Here is a 20,627-nt window from a genome sequence, read left to right as displayed (position 1 = left end):
AGGAGCTTCGAGGGTCTTTCCAGGCCTTGGGTAGTATTTTTGAACGACTCTGATGCATGGATGCGTTTGCAGCGTAGGGCGTAAATGCTTCACGCCAGGTTGCGTGTGAAGCAGCCCCGGTTCGGCCGGGGCTTTTGCGTAGTGGGTCTATACGAAAGGCTGCCCGCTGAAGCCGCGTGGCAAACGTTGCAAACCGGGCAGTTCGGTGAGGCGTTGGGTCCACGCGCTGCGCCAGTCGCTGGCGGTGTGGGATCGGGCTTTGCGTGAGGCTCGGCGAGCAGCATTACGCTGGTTGCGGCGCGCTTCTTTATAGGCATCGGTATTGCGGCAGGTGCGGCATTTGACGCGATTCAGTTCGGCGCTGGAGGGGAGGTTAGTACCGTGGTGGCCGCAAGCCAAATGCCCGGCAACCTTGAAGTGAATGACCATGAAAGCGTCTCCTTCTTATGGGGTGCGTGCATCGGTAGACCCACGGTGCGCGCGCAGAGGGCGGGCAGTGCAAATCCCCGCACCTAGTTTTACGACCGCAGGGACATTGCAGCGTTCGGTTTTGTTTGTGGGCCTGTTCAACCCCAGTCCCAGGCGCTGCGTTGCCCGGCTCCTGCGCTGAGCTCAGTCGATCAGTGCCAGAAGGTCAGTGTCACCGACGTCAACGCCCGCCTGGGTCAATAAGGTGGTGACTTGGCCTCGGTGGTGGCTCTGGTGGTTGAAGAAGTGCAGCAGCAGGCTGAAAAACGGCTTGTCGGCGGCTACGCCACGCATGTTGTGGTAGTGCAGGCGCTGGTCGAGGTCGGGCTCGCGCAGGGTGTTGGCCCACTCGATGATCAACTGGTCCAGCCAGACGCGGCGTGACGTCAGTTCGTCCAGGTCGCGAAAGGCCAATTGCTTGAGGTCGCATGGCATGGCGATGCTGTCGAGGGGGGCCAGCGCCCCAGTATTGGCCGGGAGCAGGGAAAAGCGCTTGAGCCACACCGTGTCGCCTAGTGCCAGATGGTTCAGCGTGCCGAAGATAGAGCCGAAGAACCCACGGCGATCCGCATGCAGGTCGGCGTCGGACAGCGTGGCGGCGGCATCGTAGACCTTGCGGTTCATCCACTGGTTATAGGTCGCCATCAGCGTGATCTGTGCGGTCCGGTTCACGTGTTAAAAGCCTCGCTAGCTGCACCCCCGCTGGGCGGTCATGGTGTTCCGGCAGCGGGGGGCTATGGTTGTTTAACGTCAATACTACGCTGCGGAGGGTGACACCATGAACACCAGTGATTTACTGGAACAACTGCTGCGCGCCGGACAACCCGGCGGTGCCTCTTCGGGCGGCGGCCTGGGTGGCCTGCTCGGCGGGTTGCTCAAAGGCACCAGCACCGGCAATGCCTCGGCCGGTGGCGGGCTGGGTGGGTTGTTGGGCGGGCTGGGTGGCATGCTCGGTGGCGGGGCAGCCACACGGCCTGCCCAAGGACGTACGGGTGGGATGAATTACGCGGCGCTGGCATCGTTGGGGATGATGGCGTTCCAGGCTTACCAGGCGTGGCAACGGCAGCAGGCAACCACGCCACAGCAAGCGTTTCAGACGGCGGACCAGCTGGAAGGCTGCGCAGTCGAAGCCCATAGCCATGCAGTGTTGCGCGCGTTGATTGCAGCCGCCAAGGCTGATGGGCGAATCGATGAAAAGGAACAGCAAATGATCGCTGCCGAACTGGGCAAGCATACCGATGACCCGCAACTGCAACAGTGGCTCGACGCCGAAGTGGCCAAGCCCTTGGATGCGACGGACTTTGCCGAATTCGCAACTGACCCGGCGCTGGCCGCCGAGGTGTACCTGGCCAGCGTGATGGTGGTGGACGATCAGCAGGACGCCGAACGTAATTACCTGGATGACTTGGCAGGGCAACTGCAAATCGACCCGCAATTGCAGTTGCACCTGGAACAACAGGCCAAGGCCTAGAACCTCACCGTAGCCCCGGTGGTCAGCCACTGGGCGCGTTCGCCGATCAGGCTGCGCCCGACCACCAGGTCTACGTCGACCCACTCGCCAACGTGAACGCGAGGCCCGGCCTGCCAAGCCTGGTCGCCACCTGACTGGCCATAGCGCTCGGCGACCAGCGTCAGCGAGTGCGCCACCTGGTACTCGAACCCAGCGCCCCAGGTCAGGTGGTACGTATCGTCACCGTCGTTGTAGGCGTGGGTCCAGCCGGCGTTCAGGCTCAGTCGCAGGGGGGCCAGCGGTTGCCACGTCAACGGCATGTTCAAATCCGCGCCGTCATAGGCGTGTCTTCGGTCTTGGGCAACGTGCGCGCCCGCCGAAATTGCCATCTCCAGGCCCAGGTCCCCGCGTGACAACAACTGCGCCTTGAGCTGTGGGCTGAGTTGGGTTTCACCGCCGGCACGTGACAGCGCCGCGCCCCATTGCACGCTGGGCAGCGCGCTGAATGTGCACGCCGGTGACACGGTTTCGCGGTGGCTGCCGCCATCGTGGCGATTGGCGCTGTACCAAGCGTCGACATTGCATGCGCCCGGCGCATTGATCGCACCGTCATCGACCACATAACTGCCGCCGGCCGCATTGGCCTTGGATATCAGGGCGATGAGCAACACCGCGCCCAGGGTCACGCCGATGAAGATCAGGTTGCGCCGCAACGCACGGCGTTTGGCCGGCGGCAACAGCAACAGGCTGTGGTGCGCACTGCGGTAGTGACGCGCACGGTATTTGGCAAACCCGTCCGGGCGCTTCGGGGTGTGATTGTTGTGCATGATGCACCTCGCATGAGTTCAGCTTTCTACGGTCAGCACCGAAATGCCGCTGGCGCTGGCCTGGCACACCAGCTCTGAAGTGTCCTCGCCACCTGGTAGGGCGATGACCACATCGGGGCGGCTGTCGGTCAGCATGAAATGGTTGCGCTGGCGCTCGGCCTGCTTGCCATGGCGTTGCCAGTTGGGTGGGTAGCGCACCACATCGATGCCCAACTCCCGCGCCCATTCTTCAATGACGCTGCCCAGGAACTGGTTGCCGCCGTGGATCAAAACCTGCACCGGGCGCAGGCGGTGGTAAGCGTCCAGCACTTGGCGGGACTTTTGGGTGTCGGCGTAATGACGACCTGCACAGATCAGGATGCGCATAGTCAGAGTCCTCGTGATGCACGGTGACGGTCGGGCGACAGCCACCGTTTAAACGGCGGGAGTGATCAGTACCACTGCTTGAAGCGGCGGATGTAGATCGTTTTCATCAGTTGCGCCACGCAGCAGTAGCTGAGCAAGGTGCCCACCAGCCACGGGAAGTACGCCAGCGGCAACGGTTGCAGGCCCACCAGGGTGCCCAGTGGCGAGAACGGCACGTAGATCCCCAACACGATCACCACGCAGGTCATCATCAGCACCGGCCACGCGGCCGTGCTCTGGAAAAACGGGATCTTGCGGGTGCGCAGCATATGCACCACCAGGGTTTGCGAGAGCAGGCCCTCGATAAACCAGCCGGATTGGAACAGGGTCTGCATTTCCACACTGTTGGCGGCAAACACGTACCACATCAGCGCAAAGGTGGTGATGTCGAAGATCGACGAGGTCGGCCCGATCCACAGCATGAAGCGGCCGATGTTCTTCGCGTCCCACTTGCGTGGTTTGGCCAGGTATTCCTTGTCCATTTTGTCCCACGGCAAGGCCAGTTGGGAGATGTCGTACATCAGGTTTTGCAGCAGCAAGTGGATCGCGAGCATTGGCATGAACGGGATGAACGCACTGGCCACCAGCACCGAAAACACGTTGCCGAAGTTGGAACTGGCGGTCATGTTCAGGTACTTCATGATATTGCCGAAGGTTTCACGACCCTTGAGCACGCCTTCTTCCAGCACCATCAGGCTCTTTTCCAGCAAGATGATGTCAGCCGATTCCTTGGCGATGTCGGTGCCACTGTCTACCGAAATACCTACGTCGGCATCGCGCAGTGCCGGTGCATCGTTGATGCCGTCACCGAGGAAACCCACCGTGTGGCCATTGGCTTGCAGGGCTTTGAGCACACGTGACTTCTGCAGCGGCGTCAGCTTGGCAAACACCGTGCGTTCTTCCACGCGGCGCGCCAATGTGGCGTCGTCCATCAATTCGATTTCCACGCCAAGCAACGGCTGGCCCGGTTCCAGGCCGACCTGGCGGCAGATCGTGCTGGTGACCACGGCGTTGTCGCCGGTGAGCACTTTGATCGCTACGCCGATTTCTTGTAGTGCGGCAATCGCCGGGCCGGCCGTTTCCTTCGGTGGGTCCAGGAACGTCAGGAACCCGTGGATGACCAGGTTGCGCTCATCGGCAGTGGTGTACTGCTGGCGCGCCAACGCCTTGGGAATGTTGCGGGTCGCTACCGCGAGTACGCGAAAACCGTCCTCGTTGTAGTCGTTGGCAATCGCCAGCAAAGCTTCGCGGCGAGGTTTATCCAGCGGCACGGCGGCGCCGGCTTCCAACACATGGGTGCAGATGCTCAACATCTCTTCCACGGCGCCTTTGCACACCAGCAAATGCTCGTCGGCGGCGTCCTTGACCACGATCGACAGGCGGCGGCGCACAAAGTCGAAGGGCAATTCATCGACCTTGCTGTAGGCAAATGGCACGTTGAACTTCGGGTTCTGCTCGGAGAACTGCACCACGGCCTGATCCATCAGGTTTTTCATGCCGCTCTGGTGGAAGCTGTTCAGCCAGGCCAGGGACAGCACGGCCTCATCACGCTGGCCGAAGGCGTTGACGTGATGTTCGAGGATAATTTTGTCCTGGGTCAGGGTGCCGGTCTTGTCGGTGCACAGCACGTCCATGGAGCCGAAGTTCTGGATCGCATTGAGGCGCTTGACCACCACTTTGCGCTTGGCCATAGCGGTGGCGCCCTTGGCCAGGTTGGCGCTGACGATCATCGGCAGCATTTCTGGAGTGAGGCCCACAGCTACCGCCAAGGCAAACAGGAATGCGTCGCCCCAGTCGCCCTTGGAGAAGCCGTTGATGAAGAACACGATCGGTACCATCACCAGCATGAAGCGGATCAGCAACCAGCTGACACTGTTCACTCCGCGGTCGAATGCGGTTTGCACCCGCGACCCGACAATCGCCTTGGCCAGGGAGCCAAAGTAGGTGCGCGGCCCGGTAGCGACCACCACCGCCGTGGCCCGGCCGCTGACAACGTTGGTGCCCATGAAGCAGATGTTGGGCAAGTCCAGCAGATTGCCTGGGTCAACGGCCACCGGGTTGGCGGATTTTTGCGTGACGTCGCCGAGGGTGTCGTACTTTTCCACCGGCAAGGCTTCGCCGGTGAGCACGGCCTGGCTGATGAAGAGGTCGCGGGACTCGATCAGGCGGATATCGGCCGGGATCATGTCGCCGGCCGACAGCTGCACGATATCGCCGGCCACCAGGTCGCGCATCGGCACTTCGCGCAAGTTCGGCTGGCTGCCGACCTGCTCGCGGCGCAGCACGGTCGCCGTGGTGCGCACCATGGCTTTGAGGGCTTCGGCGGACTTGGCCGAACGGTGCTCCTGCCAGAACCGCAGCAGGCTGCTGAGCAACACCATGGTCATGATGATGATGACTTTGGTCGGATCTGCGTCTTCGCCTTCCTGCATTGGCAACCAGCAATCGGTGAAGAAGCTGATGGCGCCCAGGGTCAGCAGCACGTAGATGAAGGGGTTGTGCAATGCCTGCAGGAACTGCACGAGGGCGTGGGGCGGCTTGTCATGGGCCACTTCGTTGTAGCCTTCCCGTTGCAGGCGAGCAGAGGCGTCCAGTTCTGTAAGGCCCTCGCGGGTGGCACGGACGTTGGCCAAGGTGGCCGACAGACCATTTTGGGCTTCGCGGGCAGCACGCATCGACAGCTTGGTATCGGTGCCGGTGTCGGTGCCCTTTTTCTTGCTCAGTGGGGTGTTTTTTACGGCGCTCATTGTCTGTACTCCTGTCGCCAATTCTCGACAAAACATACCCGGTACTTACCTGACTACAGGCGAGCGAAAGCATGCCGAGCCGCGGACTACGCGATCGGTTTAAATAGGGGTTCACATAACTTTTACAGGGCCCGCTAACAGCGCTTTAATTAACGTGCGCGCAGCGGGCTACAACTGGATAAGTTCATAACGAACTCCAGGGTATTAATCGGGAAGTTGCTGTTTACAGCGGGCTCAGGCGGCGCGAGTGCTCAGGTAAAACCCGAGCATCAGGCCGGCGTGTGCCAGGCTGGAAACCATCGGTCTCTGCGGGTCTTGAGGGTCAGCGTGGTCCCAGTGCTGCACCAACTGGCCCGTGGCCGGGCAGATGCGCCAATGGGCCAGCGGGCGCACTTGAGGGGAGGGTGCAACGTAGGTCGGGCGGGCAACTGAAAAGCCCGCGGGGGCGCGGCACAGCTTGGCGCGCAGGGCTGCGGCCAGCATCTGTACATCTCGAAAAACAAAGGTTGGGAAGGTCATAACACACCTCGGGACCGGACAGGCATCCGGTGAGGCAGTTACGGTGGAGCATCAAGCTCTAGCGCAGCTTACCGGACCGGGGAAGCGAGTCCTGTCATATTCTGGGTTTGGCGCCCGACGCACGTAAACACGGTGCTCGGACAGCGACTAGATACTGTGTCCATTGGCTTCTTTTGTGAGGTTTAAAAAAGGCCCCAGTTGCGGGCAGGGGCAATCTACTGAGCTGATTGAAAAATGTCAATGCGCAGTTGGTTAAATTGCCCAATATTCAGACGTTGTTCAGGCAAGTTGCGACGTATATAACTTCATATACCTTGAGCGGCGAGGATTGCGAGATAAATCAATACGACCCCGCAGGCACCGTAACTAACGCGTTGCCACAACGGCGATGCATTCTTGCGCAACAGGTTGACCAGGGCGGCAATCAGAAAGCACGACAGCACCGACGCCAACATAAACCCGGCAAAAAACATCAGCGTCTGCCCATGGCTGGGCGTGGCGCCCACGATGCCGGACAAGGCACTCCCCAGCGCGCCCCAGTAAACGATGTTCTTCGGGTTGGCCAGGGAGATCGCAGCGCCCACCGCCAATGCACTTTGCCCAGAGCTGGCCGGTGCGTCGCAAGCCTGGGGCAGGTGCCAGGCGTCAATCAAGCTGCGCACGCCAAGCCAGGCCAGGTAAAGCGCACAGACCACCGTGAGGGGCACGCGAACGGCGTCATGCTGGATCAGCAGGGCGATGCCGGTCAGGCCGATCACTGCCCAGACTGCATCACCCACCAGCGAGCCGACCTGCACCAACAGGGCCGGCGTGAAACCGTGAAGCAAGCCACGACGCAGGGTCTCGGCCAGGACCGCGCCGGGGGAAAGGCAAAACACAAATCCGAATACCAGCGCGTAGAAAAAGATCGTCAACATGCCCTGCTTCCTTCAAATGATGGCGGGCAGTGTGAGGCGCGATAGGGCGGTTGTCTTGGACCAGATTGCGCAGGTCAGCGTTTCAGGACACGTTGGTAGCTGCCAGGCGTCATGCCGTAGGCCGCGCGAAAATGTCGGTTGAGATGGCTCTGGTCGGCGAAGCCCAAGTCATGGGCGACCTCAGAGGCTGCCACACCGGTGCGCAACAAGCCTTTGGCGCGGCGGGTGCGCAGTTGCATGGCCCATTGCCGAGGGCTGAGCCCGGTTTCCTTCTGGAAGGCGCGTAGCAAGTGGAACTTGGACAACCCCAACTCAGTGCCAAGCTGATCCAGGGGCAGGGATTGATGCAGGTGTGCGGCCAACAACTCCTGGGCCTGCCTGACCAGGCCTCGGCCTATTGCTGTGCTGCCGGGCAGGCGCACCCCGCTCACGGCAACCACTTCGCCGAGCAACGCCACCAAGGCGTCCTCATTCAATCCACGGACCAGCGCATCTGCGCTCAACACGCCTGCCACCGCCGCCGCCAGTTGTTGCGCGAGCACCGGTTGAACGCACAGTGAGCGATCAAACTCCACGTGTGCCAAGCCCAAGTCCGCTGCCAATTGGTCCGCGGTGACATAGAGGCTGACGAACTGCCAGGGCGCGCCATGCGCAGCACCGCCGCCTTGAATCTGCCCGGGGTTGTACAGGGTAATGCTGCCCGGCCCAGCTTCGAACTCGCGGCGGTCCAGCCAGACCTTCTCCTCGCCGATCACATTCACGCCGATCACGCATTCGTCATGGCTGTGGCGGGCAAAGCTCAGGCCGGTGCAGGTGGTGCTGCTGACTTCGTAACTGCCCAGCCAGGCGTGTTGCATGGTGCTCATCGTGCAAGCTCGTTAAGGGATTGGCAGGAGCATACGCCGGCAGTGAGGGGCAGATCGACCGTTGATTGACCCAGATGGGGCATTGGCTCTGCGTCAGACACTCAGGCGCAAGGCCAGGGCGGCAAGGGTGATCAGCAGGACCGGCAACGTCAGTACGATGCCGACCTTGAAATAGTAACCCCAGGTGATGGTGATGCCTTTGCGCGCCAGGATATGCAGCCAAAGCAAGGTGGCCAGGCTGCCGATGGGGGTGATTTTCGGGCCCAGGTCACTGCCGATCACATTGGCGTAGATCATCGCGTCCTTGATCACGCCTACGGCATGACTGGACTCGATCGACAGCGCGCCGATCAATACGGTCGGCAGGTTGTTCATGGCCGACGACAGCAACGCCGTCAGCACACCGGTGCCTATTGCAGCGCCCCACACGCCGTAGGTAGCGAAGGTATCGAGCCAGGTTGCCAGGTAGGTGGTAAGGCCAGCGTTACGCAAGCCGTAGACAACCAGGTACATGCCCAGGGAAAAGATCACGATCTGCCACGGCGCGTCTTTGAGCACCTTGCGCGTGGAGATCTTGTGGCCTTTGGCGGCGATCACCAGCAACAGCAGGGCACACGCGGCAGAAATCGCACTGATGGGAATGCCCAGCGGTTCCAGAGCAAAGCAGCCGAGCAGCAGGATGCCCAGCACCCACCAGCCGGCACGGAAGGTGGCGCGGTCGTGGATCGCACTGGCGGGGTCGGCCAGGTCGGCCGGGTCGTAGGCCTGCGGGATATCCCGGAGGAAGAACCACAGCAGCATCGCCAGGGTTGCCGCGACGCTCACAACGTTGACCGGCACCATCACTGCGGCGTATTCGTTAAAGCCGATGTTGAAGTAGTCCGCCGAGACGATATTCACCAGGTTCGACACCACCAGCGGCAGGCTGGCCGTGTCAGCGATAAAACCCGCCCCCATGACGAACGCCAAGGTGGCCGTCGGGGAAAAGCGCAGCGCCAGCAGCATCGACATGACGATCGGCGTCAGGATCAGGGCCGCGCCGTCGTTGGCGAACAGCGCCGAAACCAACGCACCCAGCAGCACCATGTAGGCAAACAGCCGGCGGCCCCGCCCGCGCCCCCAGCGCGCAACATGCAGGGCGGTCCAGGCGAAGAACCCGGCCTCATCCAGCAGCAGGCTGATGATGATCAACGCGACAAATGTACCCGTGGCGTTCCAGATGATCTGCCATACCACCGGGATATCGGCCAGGCTGACGGCGCCACAGGCCAGTGCCAGGATTGCGCCCAAGGTAGCGCTCCAGCCCACACCGAGGCCCCTGGGCTGCCAGATGACCAGGACAATGGTGACGATAAAAATAGCAATCGCGACAAGCATGAGTGAAAGCTCCGAGGGTTCAGCAGCAGGTGCTGGCCCGTTGTGGTCGGTCGCCCATTGCACGCAGGCGCAAAGCGTCCTGTTGCAACCATGGCTGATTGGCTTGCAGGGTGATGTCCAGAACGTGCGTAACCCAGTCGGGCAGTGCTGGATTGATGCGGTAGTAAATCCATTGCCCTTGGCGACGATCCAGCAGCAACCCGCCACTGCGCAATTGCGCCAAGTGGCGGGAGATTTTTGGCTGGCTGTCGTCCAGAGCATGGATCAATTCGCACACGCAAAGTTCGCCTTCACGCAGGATCAACAGCGTCAGGCGTGCACGGGTGGGATCGGCCAGGCATTTGAACACGGCGGGCGGGGAGAGGGGGTCCAACATGGCCAAGGCCTTTTTATATAGGGTTATACGAATATACGTATTTCCATATATTCAGGTCAGACGCTGTTTCGATTGATATGGATCAATCCCCCGTGGTTTGACCACAAGTGATTGAAATTAAACTGAAACACGGATGTCCTAAAGTGCCTGCCCATTGCTGATGAAGGAAGAAACCGCGTGACCCGTGCCACTCGCAACCTGCGCAAGACCCTGGATTCCGTCGCGGAAAATAATGAAACCGCCGCGTTCGATCTGATGCGCGCCGTGGAAAAGCTTGGTGATGAAGTGCTGCGCCAGCGTCTGCTCAATACTATTCACCGCCTTAACCAAGACGCCTACGAGTTGCGCGAGGCGCGCGATTCGGTGGAGCAGGTGTCAGTGAAGCTCGCCTGAGCAAGATCGTTCAAGACAAGCTGTGTACTGCACTGGCATGCTTGTCGACTGTCTGTCGATGAGCCGTTTCCATGCCCACTGCCTTACCTCATTACGCCTTCGCTCGCGGCGCCATTGCCGTTATTCCCTTGTCCCTGGCCTGCGCGCCGTGGGGGCTGCTCGCCGGCTCCATGGCCATCGATGCGCAATTCACCCCGCTGCAAGCCCAGGGGTTGTCCGCCATTGTGTTTGCTGGCGCGGCGCAACTGGTCGCCATCGGCATGGTCAAGAGCGGTGCCAGCCTGATCTCCATCATCCTCACAACCTTGCTACTGACGTCGCAGCACTTGCTGTACGGCATGCACCTGCGCCCGATTCTTTCACCGCTCAAGACGCGTTGGCGCATGAGCCTGGGCTTTCTGTTGACGGACGAGTTCTTCGCCTTGGTCAGCCACTACGACCGCCAGACCTTTAACCGCTGGTACGCCTTGGGTGTGGGCCTGACGTTTTACATTGCCTGGAACCTCTTCACCCTCGCCGGCATTGTGCTGGGCAAAAGCATTCCCGGTCTCGATCAACTGGGCCTGGAATTTTCCATTGCCGCGACCTTTATTGCGTTGATCACCCCAGTGGTGCGCGACGTACCCACGGTGGTCTGCGTGGCGGTGTCGCTGTTGTTTTCGGTGTGGTTGAGCTTCCTGCACTGGGAGTCGGCCGTGGTGGCGTCCGGCGTGCTGGGCATGAGCGCAGGGTTTGCCTGCAAACGGCTGGGAGTCGGGCAGCGATGATTTACGTGATGATTGTGGCCATGGGCCTGGTGGTGTTTCTCAACCGTTACCTGTTTATCGAGCCGCGCCTGCCGGTGCGCCTCAACCGTGGGGCGCGGGAGTTTCTCGGTTTTGCGGTGCCTGGCATGCTAACGGCGATTTGCGGGCCGATTATTTTCCTTGCCGATCACCGGCTCAACCTGAGCCCGGCCAACCCGTATTTGCTCGCCGGCATTGGTGCGGTCGCGTTGATGTTCTGGACGCGCAACGTACTGATCACTGTGCTGCTGAGCATGGCGATGTTCTATCTGTTTCGCTGGTGGCTCTGAAGTCCAGGCGAAAAAAAGCCCGCGGGAGGGCGGGCAGAAGGGAGACTTCAAACAATGAGCCTGGCCACTATAGGCGGCACGTTCTCCCTTCACCGTGAAACTAAATTCATCTGACTGACAGCAAAACGACCCCAGTGGGGTCGCTGTTCCATATCAGCCCTTGGCGTTGAGCTTGCGCAGTTCTTCATAGGTGGCCGACTGGACAAACCAGAAGCCGGAAACGATGCACCACGTCAGTGTGCCGCCGATCAGGACCGCCAGGCCCGACAGAAAACTTGCGCTGAACATCGACACCAGACCGATGAGCCAGACGAAGCCCAGTGCAATGTAGAGAACGTAGTTATTGACGCTGATGACGAAATCTTTCATGACGCTTCCTTGTAGAGAATATCCCGTGGCCTCCTCAGTGAGGCCAACGGCGGCATCATAATGCCATGACTGTTGCGAGCGCTACCCGCTCTTTGGCCACGTATTACGTTCTGCGCGACGCCGGCGAGTGGTAGAGTCGCGTTTTTTTCCAAGGAAGCGATGATATGCGCAAAGTGGTAATTGGCGCACTGGCACTGGCAGCACTGGCCGGATGCGCAGGATCGAAGATGAAGGACGCGCGCGCAGGCAACCCCTACAAGACCTTGGCGTCCGACAAAGCCACGCTGGTGGTTGCCGAATGCATCCAGTTTGGCTGGCAGGATGAAAGCGTGTTTGGCGTGGATGCCGGCGGTTTCAAGGAACCGAACGGCGCGGGCGGTTTCACCGTCTACACCACGGGTGGCGATTACTTCGTCGACGTACAGAGCGCCGGTGCCGGCGCTACCGTCAAATACTATGCTGCCCAGGACACCATGCCCGCCAAACGCCGTTTGGCAGCACTCGCGACGTGTCTGTAATCCATTGCCTTAGTATTTTTAGGAAATGCCCGGCGGGACAGTCGCCGGACATTCGCTTATGATTCACACCGCTCGCTCGACGTGATGGCTCTTTACCAGTACACGGACGTCGAGGCCTGAATGTCGGGCGAGCTTCTTTTTGCGCTCAGCGTGGCATAAATCCCAAGTGCCAGCGCCGGGGAATCTTCAGCGACACCAGCCCCAGCAAACCCGCTACCACGCCACTGACCAGCAACGCTTTCAGGCCCATATGGTGCTCCAGCAGCGCGCCGATCACCGCGCCGACGAACATGCCTGCCCACGGGATCAACTGCACCCGCCAGCCATTGCGCCGCTCGCCCAGCATCCAGCGCCCCAGGCCGCGACCAAAACGTGACAGCGCCCCGGTGACGTACGTAAGCCCCACCGGCAAACCGTTGACCTCTTCCACTGCCGCATTGAGCATGCCCATCGCGATGATCGCCGCCAACAGAGCGGGCAAACTATCCTCGAACGGCCACAGTGCGCCGCCGCACAACAAGGTGGCGATGCACAGCAGCAGCGGCAGCGCATGGCGTCGGCCAAAGCGACTCACCATCACACCCAGCGCATTGCCGACAACAAAGGTGGCGACCAGCAACGACAATCGCGCCATCAGGGTAAAGTCCCCCGCGCTGATCGCCACCGCCAGGCGGGTGGTGTTGCCGCTCATGAACGACACAAAGTCGCCGCTGGCCATAAAGCCAATGGCATCGGTCATGCCCGCCAGCACCGAAAGGCTGGCCACCAGCATCAGCCCGACTCGGCCACGCCAGCGCTGTTGGTGGGCGAGTGCTGCGTTGGCGTGGGGCCTGCGGGGCGAAGGCAGCATAGAGCCGGGCTCCTCGATGAGATTATCCGGCCACTACGGTAGGGCGCTTTGATCCAGCGTGCAATGACCTAAGGCACACCTCAGGTGCCAGCCTTCGTATTGCCAGCGGAGCACGCGCGTCGGCCGGGTTTTGCACTAGCATCGCGCCGGCAACGTCTTGCAACGCCCGTGCAAAGGCGATTACCGATGCGCTCGTTTAGCGTGCCTTGGCCAGTTGTTCAAGGAACATCGCGAGCGCCACTTCCTCAGCCTTGAGCCCCTTGCGCAGCCTGGGCTTGGGCAGTCTGGACAGTTCGCCCAGGCTGAAATGCTCAAGCACCGCCGGGTGGATATAGCACTTGCGGCACACCGCTGGCGTGTTGCCCAGTTGCCTGGCGACGTCTTTGACCATCGCCACCACGTGCCGCTTGGCATCGGACTCAGGCTGCCATTCCAGCTCGCGCAGCACCGCCAATGCCATCGCGGTGCCAGCCCAGGTGCGGTAATCCTTGGCGGTGAAGTCGGCCCCGGTAAGGCTATGCAAGTAGGCATTCACATCCTGGGAGCTGACGGTGTGGCGCTCGCCGTCTTCGTCCAGGTACTGGAACAGGTTCTGCCCCGGCAATTCCATGCAGCGCTTGACCACCCCGGCCAGGCGCCGGTCTTTGACGCTGACCTGATGTTCAACGCCGCTCTTGCCCCGGAACTGGAACTTAATCTCGCTGCCCTGGATGCCCACATGGCGGTTGCGCAATGTCGTCAGGCCGTAGGATTTGTTATCACGGGCATATTGGACATTGCCGACGCGGATCAAGGTGGCATCCAGCAACATCACCACGGTGGCCAGGACTTTTTCGCGGGTGAAACCGGGCTCGGCCAGTTGCGCTTCAAGCTGCTTGCGCAGGGCGGGCAGGGTTTTGCCGAATGCTTGCAGGCGTGAGTATTTGTCACTGTCGCGCACTTCGCGCCATCGTGCGTGATAGCGGTACTGCTTGCGCCCGCGGGCGTCTCGGCCAGTGGCTTGCAGATGGCCACGAGGGTCGGCGCAGATCCACACATCGGTGTAGGCGGGTGGAACGGCCAGCGCATTGAGACGCTTGATTTCATCGCCGTCCGTGATGCGCTCACCCTTGGCATTGAAATACTGAAACCGGCCGCGCAGGCGTTTGCGGCGGATGCCAGGCTGGGTGTCGTCAACGTAATGCAGGTCGCGGGGCAGGTCGGCGGGCAGCGCGGAGTCGGGCATGGGGCGGTTTCCTTGGCAGCAAATCAGGCCGTTATGTCTGATTGACCACAGCCAGGTGCGCTCGTGCCAAATGGTTATGCCAGTACCGCAACCGCCTTGATTTGCGCCCACACGGTCTGGCCAGGGTGCAGTTGCAGTTGGTCGCGGGAGAAGCGGGTGATACGTGCCAGCAATGGCGTGCCATCAGCCTCAAGGCGCACCAGCACGTGGGCGCTGTTGTCCGCTGCAACTTCCTCGACCACCGTCACCGGCAGGCGGTTGAGGATGCTGCTGTGCTCCGACCCTTGCAGGCTGAGGCTCACGTCCCGTGCCTGCACCTTGATCCGCAACGCTTTGCCCACCGCCAGCGGCACATGGGCCACGCGCATTTGCAGGCTGCTGGCAGGCAGTTGCAGCGTGAGCAACTGATAGTGCTCGTTGTAGGCGCTGACCGTGCCGTTGATCACCACGCCCGCGTCGTCACCCCGCGCCAGCGGCAGATCGAGGCGTGCCAGGGTTTCGCCGATGGGGCCACTGGCCAGGGCTTTGCCTTCGCTGAGCAACACAATGTGATCGGCCAAGCGGGCCACTTCATCCTGGGCATGGCTGACGTACAACACCGGAATGTCCAGTTCATCGTGCAGGCGCTCCAGGTACGGCAGGATCTCGTGTTTGCGCGCGCTGTCGAGGGCGGCCAGCGGCTCATCCATTAACAGCAGTTTGGGGCTGGTGAGAAGGGCGCGGGCGATCCCGATGCGCTGGCGTTCCCCGCCGGAAAGGTGCTGGGGATTACGCTCCAGCAGGTGGCCGATGCCCAGCAATTGTGTGGCCTGGGCCATGTCCACCCGACGTTGCTCACGGGGTATCCGCTTTAGGCCGAACGCCAGGTTGGCGCGCACCGACAAATGCGGGAACAAACTCGCCTCCTGGAACACATAGCCCAGCGCGCGCTTATGCGGGGGCACGAACAGCCCGTTGCGGCTGTCTTGCCAGACGTCACCGTTGATCTGGATAAACCCGGTGTTGGCCCGCTCCAGCCCGGCGATGCAACGCAGGCATGTGGTCTTGCCGGAGCCGGAATGCCCGTACAGCGCAGTCACACCACGCCCTGGCAGTTGCAGGTCTACATCCAGCGCAAAGCCCGGATACGTGAGTTGCAGGCGCACCTCAATCATTGACATCAGCTCCAGCCCATCTTGGTTTTACGGCTGGAATAGAGTGCCAGCAACACGAAGAACGCGAACACCACCATAGAGCCTGCCAGCCAGTGAGCCTGGGCATATTCCATCGCTTCGACATGGTCGTAGATCTGCACCGAGACCACCCGGGTCTTGTCCGGAATATTGCCGCCGATCATCAGCACGACGCCGAACTCACCGACGGTATGGGCGAAGCCGAGAATGGACGCGGTGATAAACCCCGGGCGCGCCAGAGGCAGGATTACGGTGAAGAAGGTGTCCCAGGGGTTGGCGCGCAGTGTCGCGGCCACCTCCAGTGGGCGGGTGCCGATGGCGGAGAAGGCGTTTTGCAGCGGTTGCACCACAAACGGCATGGAGTAGATCACCGAGCCGATCACCAGCCCGGCAAAGCTGAAGGTGAGGGTGCCCAGGCCAAGCCATTGGGTGAACTGGCCGAAGTAACCGTTGGGGCCCATGGTCAGCAGCAGGTAAAAACCGATCACTGTGGGCGGCAGCACCAGCGGCAGGGCGACGATGGCGCCAATGGGGCCGCGCCACCAGGAACGGGTGCGCGACAGCCACAGGGCAATCGGAGTGCCGATGACCAGCAGGATCACGGTGGTCAGTGATGCCAGTTTGATGGTCAACCAGATCGCGGAAAAATCGGCACTCGACAGCGGCATTTAAAGCTCGTAACCGTAGGACTTGATGACGGCCGCGGCTTTTGGTCCTTTCAGGTAGTCGACCAGCGCTTTGGCAGCGGCGCTGTCTTTGCCTTTATTGAGGATCACCGCGTCCTGCTTGATCGGGTCGTGCAGGGTCGAAGGAACGATCCACGCTGAACCGCTGGTGACTTTGCCGTCTTTATAGATCTGCGACAAGGCCACAAAACCCAACTCGGCGTTGCCAGTGGAGACGAACTGATACGCTTGAGTGATGTTCTGGCCTTCAACGAGCTTGTCTTTGACCTGCTCGCTCAGGCCTTCCCTTGCCAGGACTTGGGTCGCGGCCAGGCCGTAGGGCGCGGCTTTCGGGTTGGCGATGGACAGGTGCTTGAACTGGTTTTTCTTCAGCACTTCGCCCTTGGCGTCCACATAACCTTCTTTGGCCGACCATAGCGCCAGGGTGCCCACGGCGTAGGTGAAGCGTGAGCCCTTGACGGTATCGCCTTCGCTTTCCAGCTTTTGCGGGGTGGTGTCGTCGGCGCTCAGGAACACTTCGAACGGCGCGCCGTTCTTGATCTGGGTGTAGAACTGACCGGTGGCGCCGTAGGCCGCGACCAGCTTATGGCCGGTGTCCTTTTCGAAATCGGCGGCAATCGCCTGGATCGGCGCGGTGAAGTTGGCGGCCACGGCTACCTGGACTTCATCGGCGTGGGCCGAACCAAACGCGAACGCAGCGACCAGCACGGCCAGGCGTGAGGCGTGAATCTTCATGAAGCAGCTCCTTGGGATGTACGGCTTTTTATGGGTAGAACGCTTAATCGCTATGTATTGGAATATATAGCGGTTGGCCATTGCCGGTACAGCGCAAAGTTGCCATGCATGGCGGGGTTAGTGGAGCTTGGCCAGTGCCTGTTCGGCCAATGTGCGTGTCAGCTCGTAGGTAGTGGTGTCCTTACCCAGGCGCAATGCCTGGCCCGACCAGAGGTTGCTGAACCCGGCCTCATCCTTGGCCTTGAGCGGTATCAACGCTCCGCCGGCGCGTGGAAACGCGGGGGCGGCCAGGTTGATCGAACCCAATTCACGCATCACACGGTTGACGATGCCTCGTGCAGGGCGCCCGGTGAACAGGTTAGTCAGGGCGGTTTCGCTGGCTTGGGCGTGACGCAGCGCATGGTGATGGGCGACCGTGACATTGGCTTCGGGGGTAAACAGGTACGCCGTGCCAATCTGCACCGCCGAGGCCCCGAGGGCGAACGCCGCTACGATCCCGCGTGCATCGCCAATGCCGCCTGCAGCAATTACCGGCACGTCCACCGCGTCGACGATCTGCGGTAATAGGGCGAACAACCCGATCTGGGTGTTGAGGTCATCGCTGAGAAACAAACCCCGATGTCCACCGGCCTCAATGCCCATCGCGATAATTGCGTCGCAGCCATGTTGTTCCAGCCAGACCGCCTCTTCTACTGTGGTGGCGGAGGAGAGCACTTTGGCGCCGGTGGCTTTCACACGATCGAGCAGGGATTTTTCCGGCAGGCCGAAGTGAAAACTGACCACTTCGGGTCGGAACTCTTCCACTACCTTACAGGCCGCATCATTGAATGGCGCGCGGTCAGTGAGCGGCGTGGGCGCATCAAAATCAGCACCCAATTCACGGTAGTAAGGTTCCAGCAGCGCCTTCCAGTGGCGGTCCCGCGCTTCGTCAGCCACGGGCGGCTGATGGCAGAAGAAGTTGACGTTGATGGGGCGGGGGCTGGCCTGGCGAATAGTGCCAAGCGCCTCGCGCAGTTGCTCGATACTCAGCGCGGCAGCAGGCATTGACCCCAGTGCGCCGGCATTATTGGCGGCGATGACCATATCGGTGGTGGTGCCCACAGCCATGGGCGCCTGGATAATGGGCAGCTCAATGCCCAGCAGTTCGAGGATGCGCGTGTCTGGCCAGGTGCTCATGGGATACGTCTCCAGCGTTAGTCGGACTTTTCGCTGTTTTAGCAGGGCATCTGGCCCCCGGCCAGTCTGTTTTATTCACTGGACGAGGTGGCCTTTTCGTGCAGCGTTAGTGCTTGCGTTCGCGCTCCAGCAGTTGGCGTTTGCGCTCCACGCCCCAGCGGTAGCCGGACACTTCACCATTACTGCGCACCACGCGGTGACAGGGGATTGCCACTGCCAGGCTGTTGGCACCGCAGGCCTGGGCCACCGCGCGAAACGATTGGGGCACGCCGATCCGCTCGGCAATCTGCGCGTAGCTGGCGGTGTCGCCCACTGGAATATCGCGCAAGGCTTGCCATACACGCTCCTGGAACGCAGTGCCGCGTAGGTCCAGCGGTAAGTCCAGGCCCAGCGCGGGGGCTTCGATAAACCCCACCACTTGAGCGATCAACTGTTCGAAGCGGTGATCGGCACCCACCAAGTCTGCCTTGGGGAACTGGTCCTGCAGGTCGCGTACCAGAGTGTCAGGGTCATCCCCCAGCAGGATTGCGCATACCCCTCGGGTGCTTTGGGCTACCAGGATCGCACCCAATGAACATTGTCCGACGGCAAACAGGATCGTGTTATTGGTACCCCCGGCCTTGTAGTCGCTGGGCTTCATGCCGAGCACTTGGCCGGCCGACTCATAAAAGCGGCTGTTGGAGTTGAAGCCTGCGTCATACAGTGCATCGGTGACCGAATTCTGGCCTTTGAGGCGCTCGCGCACTTTGCGCGAGCGATGGGCGCTGGCGTAGGCCTTGGGCGTCAGGCCGGTGACGGCTTTGAATATGCGATGAAAGTGAAACGGGCTCAGGCCTGCATGTGCGGCGAGGGCGTTCAGGCTGGGTGGGGTATCGGCTTGTTCAATGTAATGGCATGCGTCGGCCACACGTTGGGCATCCAGTGCGGTGCGCTGGGTCTGGTCGCCGGTGGCGCGCTTGCTGGGGCGGTAGCCAGCCGCTTCGGCTTGCGCCGGTGTCTCGAAGAACTCGACGTTTTCGGGGCGCGGCAAACGCGACGCGCTGCTGGGGCGGCAGTACACACCCGTGGTTTTCACGCCGTAGACGAACAGCGTATCGGCTTTGGGGTCGCGGGCGAGGATCGCAGCCCAGCGCGGGTCTTGTTCGTTGGTCATGCTCGACACTCTTGACGGGTATTCGGCAGATTAGCCGTGCCGTGGCCACCTGGCACTCTGAAGCTTGCGCTCGAATTATCAGCCAGCGGTGCGAAAGGTGAGATTGATGCGTTGTGGCCCCATGACCGGATGCTGGCCGTCCTTGATCGGCATCACGCCGTGGAAACGCAGGCGATCAACCCCGCCCCAGACCACCACGTCGCCGTGAAACAGCGAGATCTTTTGGGGTTTGTCACTGCGTTCGTGGCCGCCAAACAGAAAAATTGCTGGCAACCCGAGGGACACCGACACGACTGGCGCGCTGAAATCCCGTTCATTTTTGTCTTGATGCAGGGACATTTTTGCACCCGCTACGTAGCGGTTGATCAGGCAGGCGTCAGGGATGAAGTCGCGAAAGCCGGCATCAGCTGCCGCCAGTGCGGCCAATTCGCGCAAAACATCGGGCAGGGCGGGCCAGGGTTGCTGGCTGCGTGGATCCAGTGGGCTGTAGCGGTAGCCGGTGGTGTCGGTGGTCCAGCCCAACTCACCGCAACTGCTCAATGCCGCCGACATGGTAAAGCCACCTGGAGTGACCATTTGCCGAAACGGTGATTGTGCCAGCACGCCACGCAACGCTGGCAGAAGCCGTTCAATCCACGGCAGCGCGTAGCCCTTGAGTACGTAGGACTGCTCGCCAATTTTTTCGCGCCCCGCAGGTTGCTGCAAGGCGTCATCGGCGAAGAGGTCGGCAGTCGGGCCGGGCATTGGCTTACAAAGCCTTACTCACATTGATGTCGGTGATGACATCACTGGCATCGTGAATTTTCGCCAAGGCTTGCAGGGCTTCCTCCACGCTGTTGGTCGTCAGTTGGGCGAACTCAAAGCGGCGCTCGCCGTTGAGCTTGTACTTGATCACGTATTTGGTGGTGGCAGTCACGGTTATTTCCTGTGGCGTGTTCGAATCAGCTCAGCTTGGTGCTGGTGCGACGTACGATACGAATCTTGTGGGACAACGCGGGCTTGCGGGTAACGCTGATCGCGCGCCGAGTGACCACGTCCAGGGTGATGTTCCAGAACCCGGTGCTCGGTGCGGTGATCTTGGCGGGGAACTTGTCGAATGCTCCGCCGTGGTAAGTATGGCGACCGCCATTCTTGAAGCTGCGAAAATTCGCGTCGCTCATCAGACGGATATTACAAGTCTGCGAGCATTCGATGACAACGATATCTCCCTCGTTGAGGTGCTCGCGCTGGTGGATGAATTTCATGAGGGTGTCTCCAGAAGGGCTTTTTCTGAAAAATCAGAACGATACGTAGGTTAAGATGGAGTTTATCAGCCCCAGCGCG

Annotated in this window: 26 protein-coding genes; 5 read left to right on the top strand and 21 right to left on the bottom strand. The window is 61.0% G+C overall.

Features of this window, described 5'->3' with window-relative positions; all coding sequences use genetic code 11:
• Positions 1-147: 147 nt before the first annotated feature.
• On the bottom strand, positions 148-429 hold the full coding sequence (locus tag PspS35_RS15035; protein ID WP_159935536.1) for a hypothetical protein: 282 nt from the start codon (positions 427-429) through the stop codon (positions 148-150).
• Positions 430-612: 183 nt separating this feature from the next.
• Complete coding sequence (locus tag PspS35_RS15030; protein ID WP_159935535.1) at positions 613-1,140, bottom strand: DinB family protein; 528 nt, start codon at positions 1,138-1,140, stop codon at positions 613-615.
• 106 nt (positions 1,141-1,246) lie between these two features.
• Here PspS35_RS15030 and PspS35_RS15025 point away from each other — a divergent pair, with 106 nt between their 5' ends.
• Complete coding sequence (locus PspS35_RS15025; protein ID WP_159935534.1) at positions 1,247-1,939, top strand: tellurite resistance TerB family protein; 693 nt, start codon at positions 1,247-1,249, stop codon at positions 1,937-1,939.
• On the opposite strand, the gene PspS35_RS15020 is transcribed toward PspS35_RS15025, so the two are convergent.
• The 8 genes from PspS35_RS15020 to PspS35_RS14985 form a co-directional block, all read right to left on the bottom strand.
• Positions 1,936-2,745: a hypothetical protein gene (locus tag PspS35_RS15020; protein ID WP_159935533.1), complete on the bottom strand. Its 810-nt coding sequence runs from the start codon at positions 2,743-2,745 to the stop codon at positions 1,936-1,938. The two genes, PspS35_RS15025 and PspS35_RS15020, sit on opposite strands and share 4 nt — an antisense overlap.
• A gap of 18 nt (positions 2,746-2,763) precedes the next feature.
• Positions 2,764-3,111, bottom strand: coding sequence for a DUF2493 domain-containing protein (locus PspS35_RS15015; protein WP_159935532.1), 348 nt, complete (start codon positions 3,109-3,111; stop codon positions 2,764-2,766).
• Between the two features lie 65 nt (positions 3,112-3,176).
• Positions 3,177-5,897 carry a magnesium-translocating P-type ATPase gene (mgtA, locus tag PspS35_RS15010; protein WP_159935531.1) on the bottom strand — a complete coding sequence of 907 codons (2,721 nt, stop codon included), beginning with the start codon at positions 5,895-5,897 and terminating at the stop codon, positions 3,177-3,179.
• Positions 5,898-6,131: 234 nt separating this feature from the next.
• Positions 6,132-6,416, bottom strand: coding sequence for a hypothetical protein (locus PspS35_RS15005; protein ID WP_159935530.1), 285 nt, complete (start codon positions 6,414-6,416; stop codon positions 6,132-6,134).
• Positions 6,417-6,721: 305 nt separating this feature from the next.
• Positions 6,722-7,333 (bottom strand): LysE family transporter, encoded by a 612-nt coding sequence (locus PspS35_RS15000; RefSeq protein WP_159935529.1) that lies wholly within the window; start codon positions 7,331-7,333, stop codon positions 6,722-6,724.
• Positions 7,334-7,407: 74 nt separating this feature from the next.
• On the bottom strand, positions 7,408-8,199 hold the full coding sequence (locus tag PspS35_RS14995) for an AraC family transcriptional regulator (RefSeq protein WP_174244814.1): 792 nt from the start codon (positions 8,197-8,199) through the stop codon (positions 7,408-7,410).
• 93 nt (positions 8,200-8,292) lie between these two features.
• Positions 8,293-9,576, bottom strand: coding sequence for an arsenic transporter (locus tag PspS35_RS14990; RefSeq protein WP_159935528.1), 1,284 nt, complete (start codon positions 9,574-9,576; stop codon positions 8,293-8,295).
• A gap of 19 nt (positions 9,577-9,595) precedes the next feature.
• Complete coding sequence (locus PspS35_RS14985; RefSeq protein WP_159935527.1) at positions 9,596-9,952, bottom strand: metalloregulator ArsR/SmtB family transcription factor; 357 nt, start codon at positions 9,950-9,952, stop codon at positions 9,596-9,598.
• A 177-nt stretch (positions 9,953-10,129) separates the two neighbouring features.
• Between PspS35_RS14985 and PspS35_RS14980 the strand changes: the two genes are divergently transcribed.
• From PspS35_RS14980 to PspS35_RS14970, 3 genes are all read left to right on the top strand, one after another.
• A complete protein-coding gene (locus PspS35_RS14980; RefSeq protein ID WP_003191339.1) occupies positions 10,130-10,345 on the top strand; it encodes a hypothetical protein in 216 nt (71 codons plus the stop codon).
• 71 nt (positions 10,346-10,416) lie between these two features.
• A complete protein-coding gene (locus PspS35_RS14975) occupies positions 10,417-11,112 on the top strand; it encodes an AzlC family ABC transporter permease (RefSeq protein ID WP_159935526.1) in 696 nt (231 codons plus the stop codon).
• Complete coding sequence (locus tag PspS35_RS14970; protein ID WP_159935525.1) at positions 11,109-11,420, top strand: AzlD domain-containing protein; 312 nt, start codon at positions 11,109-11,111, stop codon at positions 11,418-11,420. The genes PspS35_RS14975 and PspS35_RS14970 overlap by 4 nt, the downstream gene beginning before the upstream one ends.
• A gap of 153 nt (positions 11,421-11,573) precedes the next feature.
• Here the strand turns inward: PspS35_RS14970 and PspS35_RS14965 are convergent, their stop codons facing one another.
• Entirely contained in the window at positions 11,574-11,789 is a 216-nt protein-coding gene (locus PspS35_RS14965; RefSeq protein ID WP_159935524.1) for a hypothetical protein, read from the bottom strand.
• Positions 11,790-11,953: 164 nt separating this feature from the next.
• Here PspS35_RS14965 and PspS35_RS14960 point away from each other — a divergent pair, with 164 nt between their 5' ends.
• Positions 11,954-12,307: a lipoprotein gene (locus PspS35_RS14960; RefSeq protein ID WP_159935523.1), complete on the top strand. Its 354-nt coding sequence runs from the start codon at positions 11,954-11,956 to the stop codon at positions 12,305-12,307.
• 145 nt (positions 12,308-12,452) lie between these two features.
• Here PspS35_RS14960 and PspS35_RS14955 read toward each other — a convergent pair whose 3' ends face one another.
• The 10 genes from PspS35_RS14955 to PspS35_RS14915 form a co-directional block, all read right to left on the bottom strand.
• The gene (locus tag PspS35_RS14955) at positions 12,453-13,157 is read right to left on the bottom strand and encodes a YoaK family protein (RefSeq protein WP_159935522.1); all 705 of its coding nucleotides are present in this window, start codon (positions 13,155-13,157) and stop codon (positions 12,453-12,455) included.
• 196 nt (positions 13,158-13,353) lie between these two features.
• Positions 13,354-14,382: a DNA topoisomerase IB gene (locus PspS35_RS14950; protein ID WP_159935521.1), complete on the bottom strand. Its 1,029-nt coding sequence runs from the start codon at positions 14,380-14,382 to the stop codon at positions 13,354-13,356.
• Positions 14,383-14,456: 74 nt separating this feature from the next.
• Positions 14,457-15,536, bottom strand: coding sequence for a molybdenum ABC transporter ATP-binding protein (gene modC, locus PspS35_RS14945; protein WP_159935520.1), 1,080 nt, complete (start codon positions 15,534-15,536; stop codon positions 14,457-14,459).
• Positions 15,537-15,541: 5 nt separating this feature from the next.
• Positions 15,542-16,222: a molybdate ABC transporter permease subunit gene (gene modB, locus PspS35_RS14940; protein WP_159935519.1), complete on the bottom strand. Its 681-nt coding sequence runs from the start codon at positions 16,220-16,222 to the stop codon at positions 15,542-15,544.
• Entirely contained in the window at positions 16,223-16,975 is a 753-nt protein-coding gene (gene modA, locus PspS35_RS14935) for a molybdate ABC transporter substrate-binding protein (RefSeq protein WP_159935518.1), read from the bottom strand.
• A 117-nt stretch (positions 16,976-17,092) separates the two neighbouring features.
• Positions 17,093-18,151 (bottom strand): nitronate monooxygenase, encoded by a 1,059-nt coding sequence (locus PspS35_RS14930; protein ID WP_159935517.1) that lies wholly within the window; start codon positions 18,149-18,151, stop codon positions 17,093-17,095.
• 106 nt (positions 18,152-18,257) lie between these two features.
• Complete coding sequence (gene ada, locus PspS35_RS14925) at positions 18,258-19,304, bottom strand: bifunctional DNA-binding transcriptional regulator/O6-methylguanine-DNA methyltransferase Ada (RefSeq protein ID WP_159935516.1); 1,047 nt, start codon at positions 19,302-19,304, stop codon at positions 18,258-18,260.
• Between the two features lie 78 nt (positions 19,305-19,382).
• On the bottom strand, positions 19,383-20,048 hold the full coding sequence (alkB, locus tag PspS35_RS14920) for a DNA oxidative demethylase AlkB (protein WP_159935515.1): 666 nt from the start codon (positions 20,046-20,048) through the stop codon (positions 19,383-19,385).
• 4 nt (positions 20,049-20,052) lie between these two features.
• Complete coding sequence (locus PspS35_RS30070; RefSeq protein WP_174244813.1) at positions 20,053-20,220, bottom strand: hypothetical protein; 168 nt, start codon at positions 20,218-20,220, stop codon at positions 20,053-20,055.
• A 25-nt stretch (positions 20,221-20,245) separates the two neighbouring features.
• A complete protein-coding gene (locus tag PspS35_RS14915) occupies positions 20,246-20,548 on the bottom strand; it encodes a DUF1883 domain-containing protein (RefSeq protein WP_003173824.1) in 303 nt (100 codons plus the stop codon).
• Positions 20,549-20,627 lie beyond the last annotated feature (79 nt).

It is taken from the genome of Pseudomonas sp. S35, from assembly GCF_009866765.1.
Lineage (GTDB): Bacteria > Pseudomonadota > Gammaproteobacteria > Pseudomonadales > Pseudomonadaceae > Aquipseudomonas.
Note: the sequence above shows the minus strand (reverse complement) of the source record. Positions and strands in the feature narration are given on the sequence as shown.